At 36.4% G+C, this 15,435-nt stretch carries 14 protein-coding genes; 4 read left to right on the top strand and 10 right to left on the bottom strand.

Going from position 1 to position 15,435, the window contains the following annotated elements:
• Positions 1–187: 187 nt before the first annotated feature.
• On the top strand, positions 188–652 hold the full coding sequence (locus ACH11B_RS10490; protein WP_013665329.1) for a response regulator: 465 nt from the start codon (positions 188–190) through the stop codon (positions 650–652).
• On the opposite strand, the gene ACH11B_RS10485 is transcribed toward ACH11B_RS10490, so the two are convergent.
• From ACH11B_RS10485 to ACH11B_RS10460, 6 genes are all read right to left on the bottom strand, one after another.
• Positions 626–2,860 carry a 7TM diverse intracellular signaling domain-containing protein gene (locus tag ACH11B_RS10485; protein WP_377613489.1) on the bottom strand — a complete coding sequence of 745 codons (2,235 nt, stop codon included), beginning with the start codon at positions 2,858–2,860 and terminating at the stop codon, positions 626–628. The two genes, ACH11B_RS10490 and ACH11B_RS10485, sit on opposite strands and share 27 nt — an antisense overlap.
• 28 nt (positions 2,861–2,888) lie before the next feature.
• The gene (locus ACH11B_RS10480) at positions 2,889–3,587 is read right to left on the bottom strand and encodes a hypothetical protein (RefSeq protein WP_377613490.1); all 699 of its coding nucleotides are present in this window, start codon (positions 3,585–3,587) and stop codon (positions 2,889–2,891) included.
• Positions 3,588–3,589: 2 nt separating this feature from the next.
• Positions 3,590–4,714, bottom strand: coding sequence for a ThiF family adenylyltransferase (locus tag ACH11B_RS10475; RefSeq protein WP_377613491.1), 1,125 nt, complete (start codon positions 4,712–4,714; stop codon positions 3,590–3,592).
• Between the two features lie 60 nt (positions 4,715–4,774).
• Positions 4,775–5,173, bottom strand: coding sequence for a response regulator (locus tag ACH11B_RS10470; RefSeq protein ID WP_377613492.1), 399 nt, complete (start codon positions 5,171–5,173; stop codon positions 4,775–4,777).
• 51 nt (positions 5,174–5,224) lie between these two features.
• Positions 5,225–6,313 carry a hybrid sensor histidine kinase/response regulator gene (locus ACH11B_RS10465; protein ID WP_013665324.1) on the bottom strand — a complete coding sequence of 363 codons (1,089 nt, stop codon included), beginning with the start codon at positions 6,311–6,313 and terminating at the stop codon, positions 5,225–5,227.
• Between the two features lie 124 nt (positions 6,314–6,437).
• Positions 6,438–6,935, bottom strand: a complete 498-nt coding sequence (locus tag ACH11B_RS10460; RefSeq protein WP_041387263.1) for a hypothetical protein — start codon at positions 6,933–6,935, stop codon at positions 6,438–6,440.
• A gap of 256 nt (positions 6,936–7,191) precedes the next feature.
• On the opposite strand from ACH11B_RS10460, the gene ACH11B_RS10455 reads away from it, so the two are divergent.
• Positions 7,192–7,617: a hypothetical protein gene (locus tag ACH11B_RS10455; protein ID WP_377613493.1), complete on the top strand. Its 426-nt coding sequence runs from the start codon at positions 7,192–7,194 to the stop codon at positions 7,615–7,617.
• Positions 7,618–7,790: 173 nt separating this feature from the next.
• On the opposite strand, the gene ACH11B_RS10450 is transcribed toward ACH11B_RS10455, so the two are convergent.
• A complete protein-coding gene (locus ACH11B_RS10450) occupies positions 7,791–8,423 on the bottom strand; it encodes a response regulator transcription factor (RefSeq protein ID WP_041387262.1) in 633 nt (210 codons plus the stop codon).
• 373 nt (positions 8,424–8,796) lie between these two features.
• Here ACH11B_RS10450 and ACH11B_RS10445 point away from each other — a divergent pair, with 373 nt between their 5' ends.
• Entirely contained in the window at positions 8,797–9,321 is a 525-nt protein-coding gene (locus ACH11B_RS10445; RefSeq protein ID WP_377613494.1) for a hypothetical protein, read from the top strand.
• Positions 9,322–10,382: 1,061 nt separating this feature from the next.
• On the opposite strand, the gene ACH11B_RS10440 is transcribed toward ACH11B_RS10445, so the two are convergent.
• From ACH11B_RS10440 to ACH11B_RS10430, 3 genes are all read right to left on the bottom strand, one after another.
• On the bottom strand, positions 10,383–11,768 hold the full coding sequence (locus ACH11B_RS10440; RefSeq protein WP_377613495.1) for an undecaprenyl-phosphate glucose phosphotransferase: 1,386 nt from the start codon (positions 11,766–11,768) through the stop codon (positions 10,383–10,385).
• Between the two features lie 21 nt (positions 11,769–11,789).
• The gene (locus ACH11B_RS10435; RefSeq protein ID WP_377613496.1) at positions 11,790–12,872 is read right to left on the bottom strand and encodes a GNAT family N-acetyltransferase; all 1,083 of its coding nucleotides are present in this window, start codon (positions 12,870–12,872) and stop codon (positions 11,790–11,792) included.
• A 206-nt stretch (positions 12,873–13,078) separates the two neighbouring features.
• The gene (locus ACH11B_RS10430) at positions 13,079–14,077 is read right to left on the bottom strand and encodes a UDP-glucuronic acid decarboxylase family protein (RefSeq protein ID WP_377613497.1); all 999 of its coding nucleotides are present in this window, start codon (positions 14,075–14,077) and stop codon (positions 13,079–13,081) included.
• A gap of 291 nt (positions 14,078–14,368) precedes the next feature.
• Here ACH11B_RS10430 and ACH11B_RS10425 point away from each other — a divergent pair, with 291 nt between their 5' ends.
• Positions 14,369–15,433: a glycosyl hydrolase gene (locus ACH11B_RS10425; RefSeq protein ID WP_377613498.1), complete on the top strand. Its 1,065-nt coding sequence runs from the start codon at positions 14,369–14,371 to the stop codon at positions 15,431–15,433.
• The last annotated feature ends 2 nt before the right edge of the window (positions 15,434–15,435 follow it).

Raw genomic sequence — 15,435 nt, 5'->3', positions numbered from 1 at the left:
TATTTTACTCGTTTTCGGAAAACATGAGTTAATACACTATATTTTTCTACATTTAACGAAGTTAACGGTGATGCATAGCACTTGATCGATACATAAAATATAATCGACTCGAAATTGCAGCATTTTTTTCTTTTTAGAGCCGTCTTGGCAGAAGAATTGTTAAGGTACACTTATTAAATGGATTGTTATGGAACCGCAGAAAATTCGAATCCTTTTTGTCGACGACGAGGAACACAATTTGATCTCTTTCAAAGCTACTTTTAGAACCAGATATAAAATTGAAACAGCCATTGGTGGTTTAGAGGCGATTGAAAAACTTAAGAATCTTGAGTTTGATATTATCATAACCGATCAGCGAATGCCTAGGATGACCGGTGTTGAATTCCTCGAGCAGATCATACAGACACACCCCGACCCCGTCCGCATCCTTTTAACCGGCTATACGGATATGGCTGCTGTTATTGATGCTATTAATAAGGGAAAGATTTTTCATTATCTCACCAAACCTTGGAATGAAGAAGAGTTGGATAGTACAATTCAAAAAGCCTATCAGTTATATTTGGAGAAAAAAAAGATGAAAGATGAGAATCAGTTATTGTCCATTACCAATGAACAATTGGAATTTTTACTTCGACAGAAACTCCTCTCCTGATTGGACATTTTCGTTGTTTAGTTGATTATCATTTGGTTGAACTGTGGGTATCTTAATAATGAATTCACATCCCTTACCTTCTTCAGTAACCAGGGAGATACTACCATGGTGCTTCGCCACCGTTTGTGAAACGATTGCAAGACCTAATCCCGTTCCCTCTCCTACATCTTTGGTTGTAAAGAAGGGGTCAAATATTTTATCTTTTAACTCTTCTTTTATCCCTACCCCATTATCTTTTATAGAAATATATACCAAATCGTCCTTATAGTACGTTTTGATAGTGATTTTCCCTCCTTGCTTTCCTTTGAACTTTTCGTCAATGGCATGGAACGCATTGGTTAACAAATTTAAGAAAACCTGATTTAGCTTTCCCGGGAAACACTCCACATATGGAATTTCATCGTAATGTCTTTTAACGTTGATCCTATCTTTAAACATGCTGTTTAAGATGACTAAAGTGGATTCAAGTCCCAAATTAATATCTGCCAGTTTTAAGTCGTCTTCGTCCACCCTTGAAAAAACCCGTAAGCTTTTTACGATCTCCGCTGTTCTAAAAGCCCCTTCTTGTATCCCTTTTAACAATAACTGAATCTCCTCTTTTAAGAACGCTAAATCAATATCTTCTTTATAACTCTCCAGCTCGGCAATCTTTGACTCCTCGGGAATATCCTTGAATGCTATTTCCTCAACAACCTTCAGCGCCTCAATTAATTGATCCACATCTCTACTTAAAGGCTTTATACTGCCGGTTACAAAGTTTATTGGGTTGTTAATCTCGTGAGCAATGCCTGCAGTTAACATACCTAATGAAGCTAGTTTTTCGGATTCAACCAAATGAGCCTGAGCTTGCTTTAAATTGTACATGGCCTCATTTAAACTCTCATTAGTTCTTTTCAGATCTTTGGTTCGTTTATCAACTTCCGTTTCCAATAATAGATTTTGCTCCCTTATAATTCTCGCATTCTCTTGTGATATTCGCAACGCCTGCGCTTGCGATGCCTCTTTCTCTTTTCTATAGAAATTTATCCGATCAGCCAATGCAAAAGAAAGTAATGAAATCTCTACAATCGAACCAATCTCTAGAATATAAGCGGTGAATCCATTGTAAGGAATTAGGTTAAAATTACGGAGAACAAACGCTATAACACATGAAAAAAACAAGGTAAAAGCAATTAGAAAAAAAACTGCCGGTCTATATCCTTTTTTACGGATCTGATTAACGACATACATCACATATATAATGCCCAAAGAGGCCATTGTTTGCAAAACGATGGCCCCCTGAAAAACATCGAATAGGCCAATGAATAAACCTACGAAATAGCAAATAACGATTACGTTAATTCCTTTATCGAGTTTAGGGGTATTTGTTTTCGTATGTAGAAAAGTCTTGATGAATGCGATCGTGGCTAAACCGGAAAGGAAGGGAATAATAATAGAACTTCGACTTGCCATCCAAGGGCTATTGGGCCAAAGATACATATAAGCATATCCTTGAAACATTGCCTGCGTAAGTCCTACAGTGAATATATAAACAATATAATAGATATAACTGCCGTTGCGTGTAGAAAGGCCAATAAATAGATTATACAGCATCATGATCAACACTGCCCCTGCATACAATCCGAACAAAAGGTTTTTCGTTGACATTTTTGTCGAGATGACTTCCTTGCTGCCGATATAGAGAGGCAACTGCATCTGATCGTTTGAAGAAACGCCGAGGTAAATGGTTGCGTTACTTGCCTTTTTCACATTGATTGGAAAGATGTAATCGGGCGCATAAACCGCTCTTTCCTCAAATGGTTTATATTTTCCTAAAGTATCGATTAAAACGTCACCATTCGAATGTTCAAGGAATAAAATGGCTTCATCAATTGTTGCTTGCTGCAATAATAAATATAAATCTTCATCGTCGGTATCATTTTGAACGGTAAATTTTAGCCAAACCCTGTCTTTTGTTGCTCCTAAATTGATAATACCGTCTTTTGGATAACCTGCAAAGTTTTGTTGCTTAACGGAATTAATAGGCAGCTTCTTTGAAGCGTCTTTAAAAATAGAAATATGACGATTTAATAAAAGTTCGCTACTCGCATTGTTAAACCGGACTACACGGTCGCGTTGGAAGGTATGACCTATTTTGCAAAGGCATAACAGCGCGACAAGAGGTATTAAAAAAGTTCTGAATTTCGAAAAGATACTAACGTTTTTCATTGCTTTCAGTCTTTTTTATGTTACATGACTAAGGAAAATTTGGAATAACGAGATCATAAGTGACAGGATACTCACCTTTCGGGCCTCGCTCCAGTACTTCTTGGTGGGGCCTGTCTCTCAAAGACAAAATTTTTTCCCTTTCCAGATCTGTTGCTAACGACAGGTCATTTATGTTCTCCATACGCATTACGGTCGCAATTAAATCATCTTTTGGATAGTAGAACAATCCATTGTTCCCCAACGTCTTTTCTACCTTACAACCCAATCGGATTCCCATTTTAACTGTAATAGGTGCACATAGTACAAAAAGACTAACAACTGGCAGCTGCTTGGTGATTGCGACCCCAACTCGCGACAGAATATAACTACCGATTCCCATGCCAGCTACTTCCCTTGAATTCCACAATCCGCAAATTTCGCAAGTTCCTCCACGAGCTTGGTCATGTTGTATTAGGTCGTATATTTTAGCATCATATCTTCCAATTGCAGTTTCTATAGGCAGCGCATATTTACTATTGGCCATTTGGACGCGAGCACCGCCATATACCGTTTTTGTTTCCGTATTTTCTACTAAGATAACAATAGTATCTCTATCGTCCACCCAATCTTGCCGATTAGAAGTAATCTGGCTAATGCCAAAAATTTCCAATAATTTTCTATGTCCAATTATGAACTTTTCGCATGCTTCCGGATCATCTGGTGCTCTAAAAGTTCGTATATGGATCATAGTTAATCAACTTTAGTGTTATGAATTAACTCTTCGAAATCAACAAAATACCGCCCGGAATCATTAAATTGATCAAGAAACACCCGTCTTACCACATCAGTAACCATTGCGCCGCCCAACGTGACAGCTGAGGCCAACTGTGGCCATCCAATGATGGTTTTTTTCATATAATGGAGTGATAGTTTCATTGCTTCAGAAACATTTTCAAACCCTATTATATCCACTAAATACGCTATCTTTTGCTCAAGGTCCAGTTTTTTTAGTTGTACTTCCATGTCTTGAATGGTATAACCTTCTATTTTTTGAAGTCGTCCATGAAGAATGGGGCGGTCTCTTTCTAAATCAAACCGCTCTATATCCAACATACCCTTGTCGTTTGTATCCATGATTACCGGTATACCATACGCTCTTGCTTTCAGTCGACTAATAATTTTAATGTCAATACCATCGCATTCTTCAACCAGCATGTCTAGTTTTCCTCCTTCGAGTAAGAATTGGTCCATATTGCCGGTATCTAAACCGTGCGTAAAACAAAGCACTTTGATATATGGATCTAACTCAGCGATTTGTCTTGCAGCAGTAATAACCTTACTCTGTCCTAAATCCTGTACACCAACACGGATACGATTCATATTACTTAATTCAATTGAATCGAAGTCGGCCAAGCGTAGCTCTCCGCAACTCCGCTCCATTGCTAAAGTCAATGCTATACTTTGCCCAACGGATAATCCAACTATTCCTACTTTCTTTTCCTTTAGCACATTGATCTCTTCAGGCTTAATCTTATATATATTTCTGCTGGTCCTAACCTTTACAAATTCAGGCTCATCCAATAAATGTATAATTTTATTTAACCAGGGATAATAAACCCATGCGCCAAAATCAAAAGATGAAGATGGATATATATAAGCATCTATATATGTTCTGAGCTTCTTTTCATCGAAACTCTCCGACGGATTTTCGATCTTGATCAATTCAGCTAACTGCATATCAATGGTATCGATTATTTGTACGGCTCCTTCAATTGCCAATAACTTATCCATTTCTTTGCTATCCTCAAGATGCCTTCTTCTAAAAATAATAGGCCGAAAATTATTCCCGACGGCCTCTTGTCGTGTTTCTCCCATTTGATGATTTTATAGCACCTATATTATATAGATAATCCAAGATCTGATGAACGATCTTCGTTACTCTTGAAATTTCCCGATGACCGCAGCGAATTTATCCATGGTAATAGGCTTTTCTACAATGGCCTCTATTACCTTGTATTTCTGCAATCTTTTTATTGTATGTTCATTATTAGACAAGGAGAGAATAATGATTTTATAGCGCTCTTGAATCGATTTTGGCAGATCTATAAATTTATCTAAAAACTCAAAACCATTCATGATCGGCATCATAATATCCAATGTTATAAAAGAAATAGACGCGCTTAGGCTTTCTTCGTTACTTTCTATGTATCGAAGGGCAAGTGTAGCGTCATTAAAAACCTTTACGTCCGAGCTCTTTCCACTAAAACCAATCACTTTCTTTACAATGAGACAATCAATCGGACTATCATCAATAACTATAAAAGGATATTTCATTTATCTAACAATACATTAATATTCAATTCAAATTTTCCATCTAACATTAAATCACTTTGTCGGAATGGTCACAACGAACTCAGTGCCAACGTTTTCAACGGAGTTCACTATTATCTGCCCCCCTAACTTCGTTAAAATATTCTTAACGTTATAAAGTCCGAGCCCGCTACCAGCCTCGAGCAAAGTAGCCCTAAAAAACAACTTAAAAATCTCGCCTAGATATTTTTCCGGAATACCTATTCCGGAGTCCTTTACAACAAAAGTAGCAACACCTCGCTCTACTCCCATTTCCAAGTGCACATATTTGTAATTGTAATCCTTCTTTTGATATTTAAAGGCGTTAGATAATAAGTTATTCAACACTAACTTTACAGAAACCTCATCCGACCTAAAAACATCCGAGTTATTGATCGTTATTGTAAATCGGATGCCTTTCGCGTTCGCAATAGCTTCATACATTACCCGCAGATCGTCAGCTAAAGTGTTAAGGTCGATATCCATGATATTAAACTCACCTCGCCGAACACTGTAATAGTCGTGTATTGTCAAAATATAGCGATCAAGCTTTTCGGCAGAATTGACTATTATTTGCAAAAGTTCACCAATTTCACTAAGATCACTTATATCTTGTGCCAGCTGAGCAGCGGCCATTATGCCTGCTAACGGCCCACGGATATCATGGCTTACACTATGAGCAAATTTATCCAGTTCGTTATAAGCTTGTTCTAATTCTCTGTTCTTTACGGATAGCAATGAGTTCGTTAAATAATACCTATTGGCATCGGTTATAACAGCTGAAATTGCTTCAACCGACCACGGCTTTTTCACATAACGATAAACATTACCTTTGTTTATCGCATCTATTGCGGTATTTAAATCGTCCGTATAAGCTGTTAGCAGAATTCTAACCGGTAACGGATAGATTACTCGAATCTCATCCAGAAAATCTGTACCCAATTTGTCCGGCATCCGTTGATCTGTAAATATAATTCGCAGATCAGGGTGCTCTTCCAATATTTTAAGTGCCTCGTTTGTATTTTCAGCAACAAAAATCTGATAATCCAGTCGAAAATATGCTTTAAATGCAACCAAGTTGTTCACTTCATCATCCAAGTATAAAATTTTTATCTCTTCATTCATACTGATCAACTCGGTTTATTTCTTTGTCCATTTTTATGAAATGTTATTTGCACAAGTAAAGATGGAACAACTATAATTTTTATTTTAACACTTCGCTTGTTGACATTTTTTCTATACTCATTTTTTAGAACAAATAATTGGAAGGAAGAGGTTCCGTTAGAACCGATTCCCAGCAAGTTCGGAAATGTTTGTTCAAAAGAGCAAAGGGCAACGGATTGCTTTCTGCTATTGCTATAATCTCGTGCGCGGGGACTTGAAGATCTTTTGCCAGTAGCGACACAATCGGAACCCCTATTTTACTCAAGTTATTGATCTGCCCGCTTGTTATCAAGCCGCTGTCTTTAGATTCTTCGTAAACATCATTCAACATACGCTTTTTTTCTTTTATTTCTTGATGGTGGTAAGCAAGTGCCTCGCCCTTTTCTTCTAAAAAGGATTTCAAATATTCATAAAGCACGCTCGTTTGCTCGATATTCAAATATATACTGCATACTTTACTTCCTTCACCAGACCATTCATTTACCGACAGTAACAAATTGTTCTGCCTTATATGATCGTCCTTTGTAGGCTTCAGATCGATAAAAGATTTCCCTGGTGTTTGTTTTATCCTCAAATCCTTCATTAAAAATATTCTAAAAAAACGTAAATCTTCATAACGGTTGGACGTAAAAGTTCTTTTTAATGTCAAACTTAAGCAATTTAAATCACAAAGAATCACGCCATTTATCAATATACAGATCGATCTTACACAAAATACAATCTTCCTTTATTTCTTCATTGGCAATTGGCACAGTTATCGATACACAAAATATTAAAATATTCTTCATATCGATTAATGCGAATAAAGATATTTTATATTTGCAATAGGTATTTTTTTTATGATCAGTATTAGAAATGGTTTAATTGGATTGGGATTCTGCAGGACGATGTACGCAGAGAATAAACAAAACTCTATCGAAGGCATTTATGATGGTATTTATAACAACATATCCGTGTCCTTAGAAGTGTTTGCCAACGGTTACATAGCACGAGTAGAAAACAATCTGGAACACCAATCCTTTACTGATCTTGGGAGCGACATCAAAGTTTCATCTCCGCAAGACGGCACTAAATTGTCTGATATAGATCTATCAACCATTTCGACATTATCAACGACATCTTCATACCGGAAGGAAACCATGCTAAATACAGCAGCTGAAATCCGAAGTATCCGTTCGGAAGTTTTAACAATGCAAGACATCCTCCATTCCCTCGAGAAATTAACGACCAATCTGCAAATCAAAGAACGATCAACTCCGCGATAATGACCTTAAATGGCACCAAACTTAAAAAAACACATTCCACACACTGGAACATGTTGGTTTCATCTTCGTTAACGCGTTAATTTGCCACACAAATTAACAATTATTATTTTAGTTATATTAAGGGAAAAGCCGTAAAATCAAACAGGAAAAATCCTATACGTACGGCTGGCTAATTATACAGATATAACGTTCTGCCGGATAGCTTCCAATACGAGACCTACTCTACTTTTAACCTGGAACTTTTCAAAAAGAGCTGCTCGATAGCCGTCGATCGTCTTGATTGACAAAAACATTTTCGACGCTATTTGTTGATAGGTTAAGTCACTACATGCTAGTTCTAAAAACTCACGCTCTCTATCTTTCAAATCTATAGAGTCCTTATTAAACATCTCCTGATAACACATATTTGTCACATAGGTATTATAAAATCCCCGTAGTAAAATTTCCTTTAATGCCAATTCCAGTTCATTGGGATTCATATTTTTCAAAAGATAAGCACAACACCCTGCCTTAATCATCCTAATTACGTTTTGCGAATCCTCCATCATGGAGAGTGCTGCCATCTTAATACTTGGATATGTCTTCCTAATCGTTGAAACGATCTCAGCTCCTTCCATTTCAGGCATGTTAACGTCAATCAACAGAATGTCAGGTAAGGGGTTCTGAGATTTTAGCTTCTGTAATAAGTCGGGTCCATTAGATGCATATAATATCACTTCAAAATCCGGGAAGGTATTGACAAACATACCTACAGTTTTCAAGAACAATTGTTGATCGTCAACTATACCGATAGTTCCTTTCATCATATGTTTACCCCTTTTAATAAAATACGTTGCTTAACTAACAAATCTCGTTCCATCGACTTAAAGATTACTAAAGATTAACAAATATGATTTTTTGCAATTCTCTATCAATCTTTCAATACTTCTGAATTTTCTTTAAAGATATAACACAAAAAATAAACTATCACTATAACAGGAAAAATACTTCAAATGTATGGCTCCATTTTCCCATTTTAAGCACAAGTGCAACACAGTGCCTAACAAGTACTTTATTAATTCCCATATTTTCATACCCAAAATTTCCTATTTCCTTATACAATCCGCTTTTACGCCCATTTTCTTAGGATATACTTGCGAAATTTGGAGAGTAATTAAATTATTAAAAACATCTATTATTATGTCAAAGCGCATTTTACTTTTACCATTGGTATTATTCATTTTATCATGTGATAAAACAGAAGATCCTGGAGTAGAAATCCCGAAAACCATCGATCAAACGCTTATCCGTACGGTATGGAATACCGTTTCGGAAAAATACGAGTACAAAGCGAGTGATGGAACCACTGTCTATCAAAGCAGTAAAGTATACGAAGATTTTAGAAATAAAAGTATACAGTATAACTTTAGACCTAACGAGGCAACTCCGGACGATCATCGGGTGACAAAGTTGGACAAGTTTACGAACAAAACCGTGTGGGGAAAATGGGATATTTCTCGAGAGGATAAGAAAGACTATGTAAATATTACGTGGGATTCGGGAAAATTAGATAAATATGAGGTTACCGCTTTTACCGAAAAAACGATGAGCTGGTTTATTGTTTCAACTGACAATACGGATTTACAGTATAAGGAGAATGGGGAAACAAAAATCGCAGCTAGTCGCGAAGGATCTATCGAACTACATTGTCCTTGTCGAGATTAACACCCGGCATCACACTAAGCAGCTTTTCTTGTTAGGGCCATTTTTGGAGATGGTATTACAACTTCAGAGCATTGGTCTTTAACTTTAAAATAATGACAGAAAAAATAGTTAAACGCGCAATTCGACTATCGAATTGCGCGTTTAACTATTTTTTCTGATTTCAACAAAACGTTTCTTGCTTTTACACACTCATTTTTTCTACATCTGTGTACATAAAAGCTTTCACCGCCCGAATAAGTTTTTCACTACTATAATTTTATCAAAACTAAAGTAGAATAGAACTTATACATTAAGAGGCCTATGTCTCAAAAAGTTTAAACGCTTTATGGAATCGTTTTTATGAAGAGAAATGACAGCTTAACTGGTATCAAATAGGTTGCAATGTAATCTTTTCACAGGGTTATCAGAATAGCCAAATAGATTTGTGTTTAAATGTGGTAATATCAACGATTCGGTGAATCAGACCTTTAACGATAGCCTAATATTTGTTATTTAGCCATCAAAGACCTTCGTCATTCACAACTCAAGAACCATTTATGTATAACAAAAGAAGTGTAAGCAGAAATATTAGTCTAATAGGTACTATTAGTTGACGTTCTTCTGTTTCTTGGCTTTTGATTTAATAAAAAGGGAGCAACGGAGAGGTTCCAAATTTAGTCAAAAACTTGCGGTATATACTTAGAAAAAACAAAACAATTGCCAAAACATTGAAGTTCTACCTAAACTTGTCTCAGGGATGGCGATACAATATGTAAAGAAGCACAAACGTCAGGTGCTATGAGAACATTAGTTATGGAGAACTTATTGCGAATGGGAATTTGTTGCAAGTATTAATTAATTGTTCTTAATATTAATCTGAAATATGCTATCGAAAGAAGTACACGTTGACGGATGAAATATATCGGTTACCATAAGCAAAGATAACATAAGATCCGATCCAAAAGAAAAGGGAGGAATTCCTCGTTGTAGATCAAATACTGCCTTAAATATTATTGTAAATTTATAAACTAAACTCTATTAGGGACAGTACCAAACAGATTGTGCAGACTAAGACAACATACTTAATAAGCATTTTCCTCACCTTTAATCATGTTAATCACCGTCTGTAAAATAATTCTCATATCAAGCCAAATAGACCAATTTTCCAAGTACCATACATCATATTCTACGCGCTTTTTCATGAGCTCAGGATCCTTAGTTTCTCCTCTGAAACCGTTCACCTGAGCCCATCCTGTAATACCGGTTTTTAGAAAATGTCTTACCATATATTGATCGATAATCTCCCTATACTGTTTGGTTAACGAAAGCGGATGTGGCCTTGGACCCACGACGCTCATATCGCCAAAAAGAACATTAAAAAATTGAGGAAGTTCGTCTAGGCTAGTTTTCCTAATAAAGCGACCGATCCGCGTAACTCGATCATCATTTTTAGTCGCTTGTTTAGTATCACTTTCATCATTAACTTTCATGCTTCTAAACTTATAGCAATAAAATATTTGATTATTTCGCCCATCCCGTTTCTGTTTAAATAAAATTGGCCCAGGACTTTGAATTTTAATAATAAGACCAATAATAGGATATAGCCAACTAAGTACAAATACAATTACCAATAGGCTGAATATAATATCAAAAATGCGTTTTTTAAATCGATTCTCTATTTCTTCCAAGGGATCGTGCCGCATACTGATAACCGGAAACTCCTCCATGTAACTGAGTTTGAATGGTGTAACGAGCGTACCAGACAAGTCCGGCACAAATTTCATCCGTACACACTGTCTTTCGCCTTCTCGCAATAATACATTAGCATTCGCCATGTTTTCTGGAGTTAAGGGCACATATACTTCTTGAATTCCACTTTTAGCGGCCACTTCAATTTGCTGACAAACCATGGGCAACAACCTACCATCTTCTCCAATGGCTAACTCTTCGTTATCATCAAGGAAACCGTTAAAGTCATATTGGTTTTTTTTCTGTTCGAAAAAAGCAGCCAGACGCAAACCCATTTTGTTCATTCCAAGTACCGCCACAGGCTTGCTCGCTTTGAAATAACGTAGCAATCTATTCTCAAAAAGAGTCCCTAGAAACCGACTAACAAATAAACAAAGAGATAAACCAACATACATAATAAGCAGAAATTCCCTTGAAATGGCCTTTTCTTTAAAAAAAGCCGAGTAACAAGCGAAAAGTGCAAAATGTAACAAAAAACTTTTCAGGGTACTAGAATATATAAAATCAATTCTTCTGACGGTTTTTTCCGTATAAAGTTTACAAAAAAAAGATGCGACCAGCCAAATCAAATTACTGATGACCAGACCATCCATGTAAATACCTCGAAGGCCAACATTACCCACTAAATAGTAGAAGGTACCTAGATAAACGACATTAACAATCAGCAAATCACTAATAGCCAGAATAAATATCAATAAGTATAAATAACGTGTTTTCATAAAGGATAGATGAAGTAAATATTAACAAGATCGATATAATGGAAAATAGAGGGGGTCTGGAGTCAGTCCCTTTTTAATCTTATCGTGAACTAATTCATTATAAACCACTTCATCGGCAATAAATTTCCATATACTGAAATCGAAGAGATTATCTGAAAAACCAGTCTTAAAATGATATAAAGAATCATCTTTTCCACCCACTCCACTACCTAAATGCAGAAATTTTGCGTCTTCTGCCCGTCCTAAGAGCGTTGTTTCATCAAAAATGAGTTTCATTGGTGAGTCTTTTAAAAATTCATTCCGTGTACCTGCCAAGTGAAGTTGCACAATGTCATTGGTTACCGCCACCATCGCTCCTGCGACAATCTTACCCTCATAATAGGCGAGTAATAATCGAGGCTTGTAATCAATAGCACACATAAACTTTTCAAAATAACTATCTTCAAATAAGTATTTTGAAATTGCTCCAACCTTCAACATATTTTCATGATAAATTGCAATGAACTCCTTTAACTGCGTATTTGAATTAGCCTGACGCACTTCAAATCCCTTTCGACGTAGTTGGTTGATTTTTTGTCGTATAGGTCGTCTATAACGTAGTCGCTGTTCGTCCAAAGAAATTCGGAGATCAATAGCAACGGTCTTTCCAAGTTCCAGAACATGACCGCCCACAATACTTTCAAAGATTTCCTTTTGTTTAAACAACGGATGAAGGACTATAAAACAACAAACAATACGCTCCTTAAGTAAGAACTGTTTTAATGCATTCGAAAATCGTCGCATAAATCCATTACTCAATAAACCAACACTATCTAGATTGGTTAAAGCACCGGTATATCCATAGACGGAAGTGCAGTCAAAATAGGACGTTTGTTCAATTTTCCGCTTAATTAGTGGCAAGCTTAAAAATCCATCATCTTCCTGATAAACAAAAAGAATAGGATCTCCTTCTATATTTATCAAATGATAATCATAAGTATGATAGACATCATATTGATTAGCCTCTTTAACATAATAATTCCATTGATCGCGTTCGCTCACACTACCTATCTTGATTCCTAAAGTTTTCGCATTTGAAAATGTATTAGCTAAAGAAATGTCCATGTTTCATGTGTTTAAAGAAGGTATTCAACAGATCATATTAATATAAAGCCGATGACAGTACAAAGATATCGCTAATCGCTATCGATTAGCGTATCTCGTTAGTACATGTTACACTATTGTAAATTTTCGTATAACGAAAGTAGAAATGTGAAAAAAGGTTACCAAATAAGATTCTATCTTGTAAAAAAAAGAGAAACACTTCACATTTACTTCATTACAACAGGATGTTTATTGTAGTAGGTGAAATCTTTGAACTGCTGATTTTTATCCTCGATCTGCTTAAAATACTCATAGGTAATTTTTAACCCTTCAGATCTAGACACCTTTGGCTCCCAGCCGAGTATTTGCTTCGCTTTGCTTATATCAGGTCTTCTTTGTTTTGGGTCGTCTGTCGGTAGCGGTTTACAAATGAGGCGTTGATCAGCCTGTGTCAAACGTAGAATTTCTTCACCAAATTCATTGATCGTAATCTCATCAGGATTTCCGATATTCATGGGAAGTGCATAGTCACTAAAAAGCAGCCTATAAATACCTTCTACCAAATCGTCAACATAACAGAAAGAACGAGTTTGCGAACCATCGCCAAAAACTGTCAAGTCTTCTCCCCTTAACGCCTGTCCTATAAAAGTCGGTAATACCCTGCCATCATTTAAACGCATCCTTGGGCCATACGTGTTAAAGATTCGAACTATTCTAGTTTCCAAGCCATGGAAGGTATGGTAAGCCATAGTTATTGCTTCTTGAAATCGCTTAGCTTCGTCATATACTCCTCGGGGCCCGACAGGATTCACGTTTCCCCAGTACTCCTCAGGTTGAGGATTAACCAGTGGGTCACCGTATATTTCTGATGTAGAAGCCACCAAAATTCTAGCTTTCTTTTCTAAAGCGAGTCCCAACAAATTATGTGTACCTAAAGAACTTACTTTAAGTGTCTGAATAGGTATCTTAAGGTAATCGATAGGGCTTGCTGGTGATGCAAAATGAAGAATGTAGTCAAGCTTCCCCGACACATGGACAAAATTCGATACATCATGGTGGTAAAATTCAAAATTTGGCAGTTTAAACAGATGCTCTATATTGGCTAAGTCACCTGTTATGAGATTGTCCATCCCAATAACCTGAAATCCTTCCTGGGTAAATCTATCACATAAATGGGATCCTAAAAATCCGGCCGCGCCGGTGATTAATACGCGCTTGTTTTTCATTAGTTATTATTTTAATGATTGATAAAATTGAATTACGGGAATCTTTAAAAGTTATCTTTATGTTATATTTTTCTAAAAATTTAGCACTTACAAAAATTTATCTATCTTTGCGTGTCAGATTTACACTAGCAATACAATTTCTTTGGTACTCCTCCGTTATTAAATAGCAGTGATCAACGTTATTTTTTTAATCCAACCGTAACAAATAGCGTTCACTTTAGGTAGAATACGATCAACCATTGTCTTCTTTTGCCTTAAGTTTTCGTTATTATTACACAATTCAACACTTAAATGAAAAAAAATTTCTTTTTAGTTTTCGTTACAGCAGGGGCATTGTTGTGCTCCATCTCGTGCTCTAAACAAGATTTAACCGAAGAAACCCAGCTTACCGAAGGTCCAGAAACAACAATGGCAACTGCAAGCACATCATCTCGGGTATTTTTCGAGGGTGTTAACGGACACCCAATGAATCAAGCTCCTTACACGTACACATCGCCAGAAGCTCAGATTAATTTAATTAAAAGCTTGGGAATGAATGTATATCGTATTGATTTGCCGGTGAATTCAAAAGGAGAAGTCAATGTACCCCATCGCCTTGATCGCCTAAAAAAAGCAGCTGACGCCGCAGGTGTTACGTTATTGCCAATGATTGCCACCCCAAATTTAGAAAATTTCAAATATGACGAAGGCTACTATTATCGAAAAGGCCATGCGCTCGGCTCTAAATTTGCTAAACTCTACGGTGAGTATTTCACTTATTATAATATCGGAAACGAGCTAGATAATAAATGTATTTTAAGTAGCAGCAAAGCTGGCGATAAGGCTGCCCATTATGATATAAAAAAATTCAGACGTATAGCAGCGTGTCTGAGAGGTATGAATGATGGTATAAAAATATATGATAAAACGGCTAAAACAATGATCAATGCTTCTTGGATGCACTATCGTTATTTATCTATGATAGAAGATCTTGGTATTCGATTTGACATTGTAGCTTACCATTGGTACGACGAAATGGAACAACTTGCCAAACAATCATATAATATCGATGATTTCACAAAATTCTTGTCCTCCAAGTTCGAAAAACCTATTTGGTTTACTGAAATAGGCGTCAGAGACAATACAGGCACAGGGTCCAGAAGCGTACAATACCAAACCAGCTTTTTCAATAGCTTTATTACTAAATGTAGAAACAATCCTCAAGTGCAAGCTGTAATTATTTATGAATTATTTAATGAGCCACACTTGAGCTATGTCCAAGAACAACATTATGGCATTTACAAGTGGTTATCACTTTACACAAGTTACGCTCCGAAACCTTTTGCTGCAGAAAGGCTTAAAAGCTTAGCTCAATAATT

Origin of the sequence: Olivibacter sp. EAT-5 (genome assembly GCF_044784325.1) — a bacterium.
In the GTDB taxonomy this organism is placed as follows: Bacteria; Bacteroidota; Bacteroidia; order Sphingobacteriales; family Sphingobacteriaceae; genus Olivibacter; species Olivibacter oleidegradans.
This window is presented reverse-complemented; position numbering and strand designations above follow the sequence as displayed.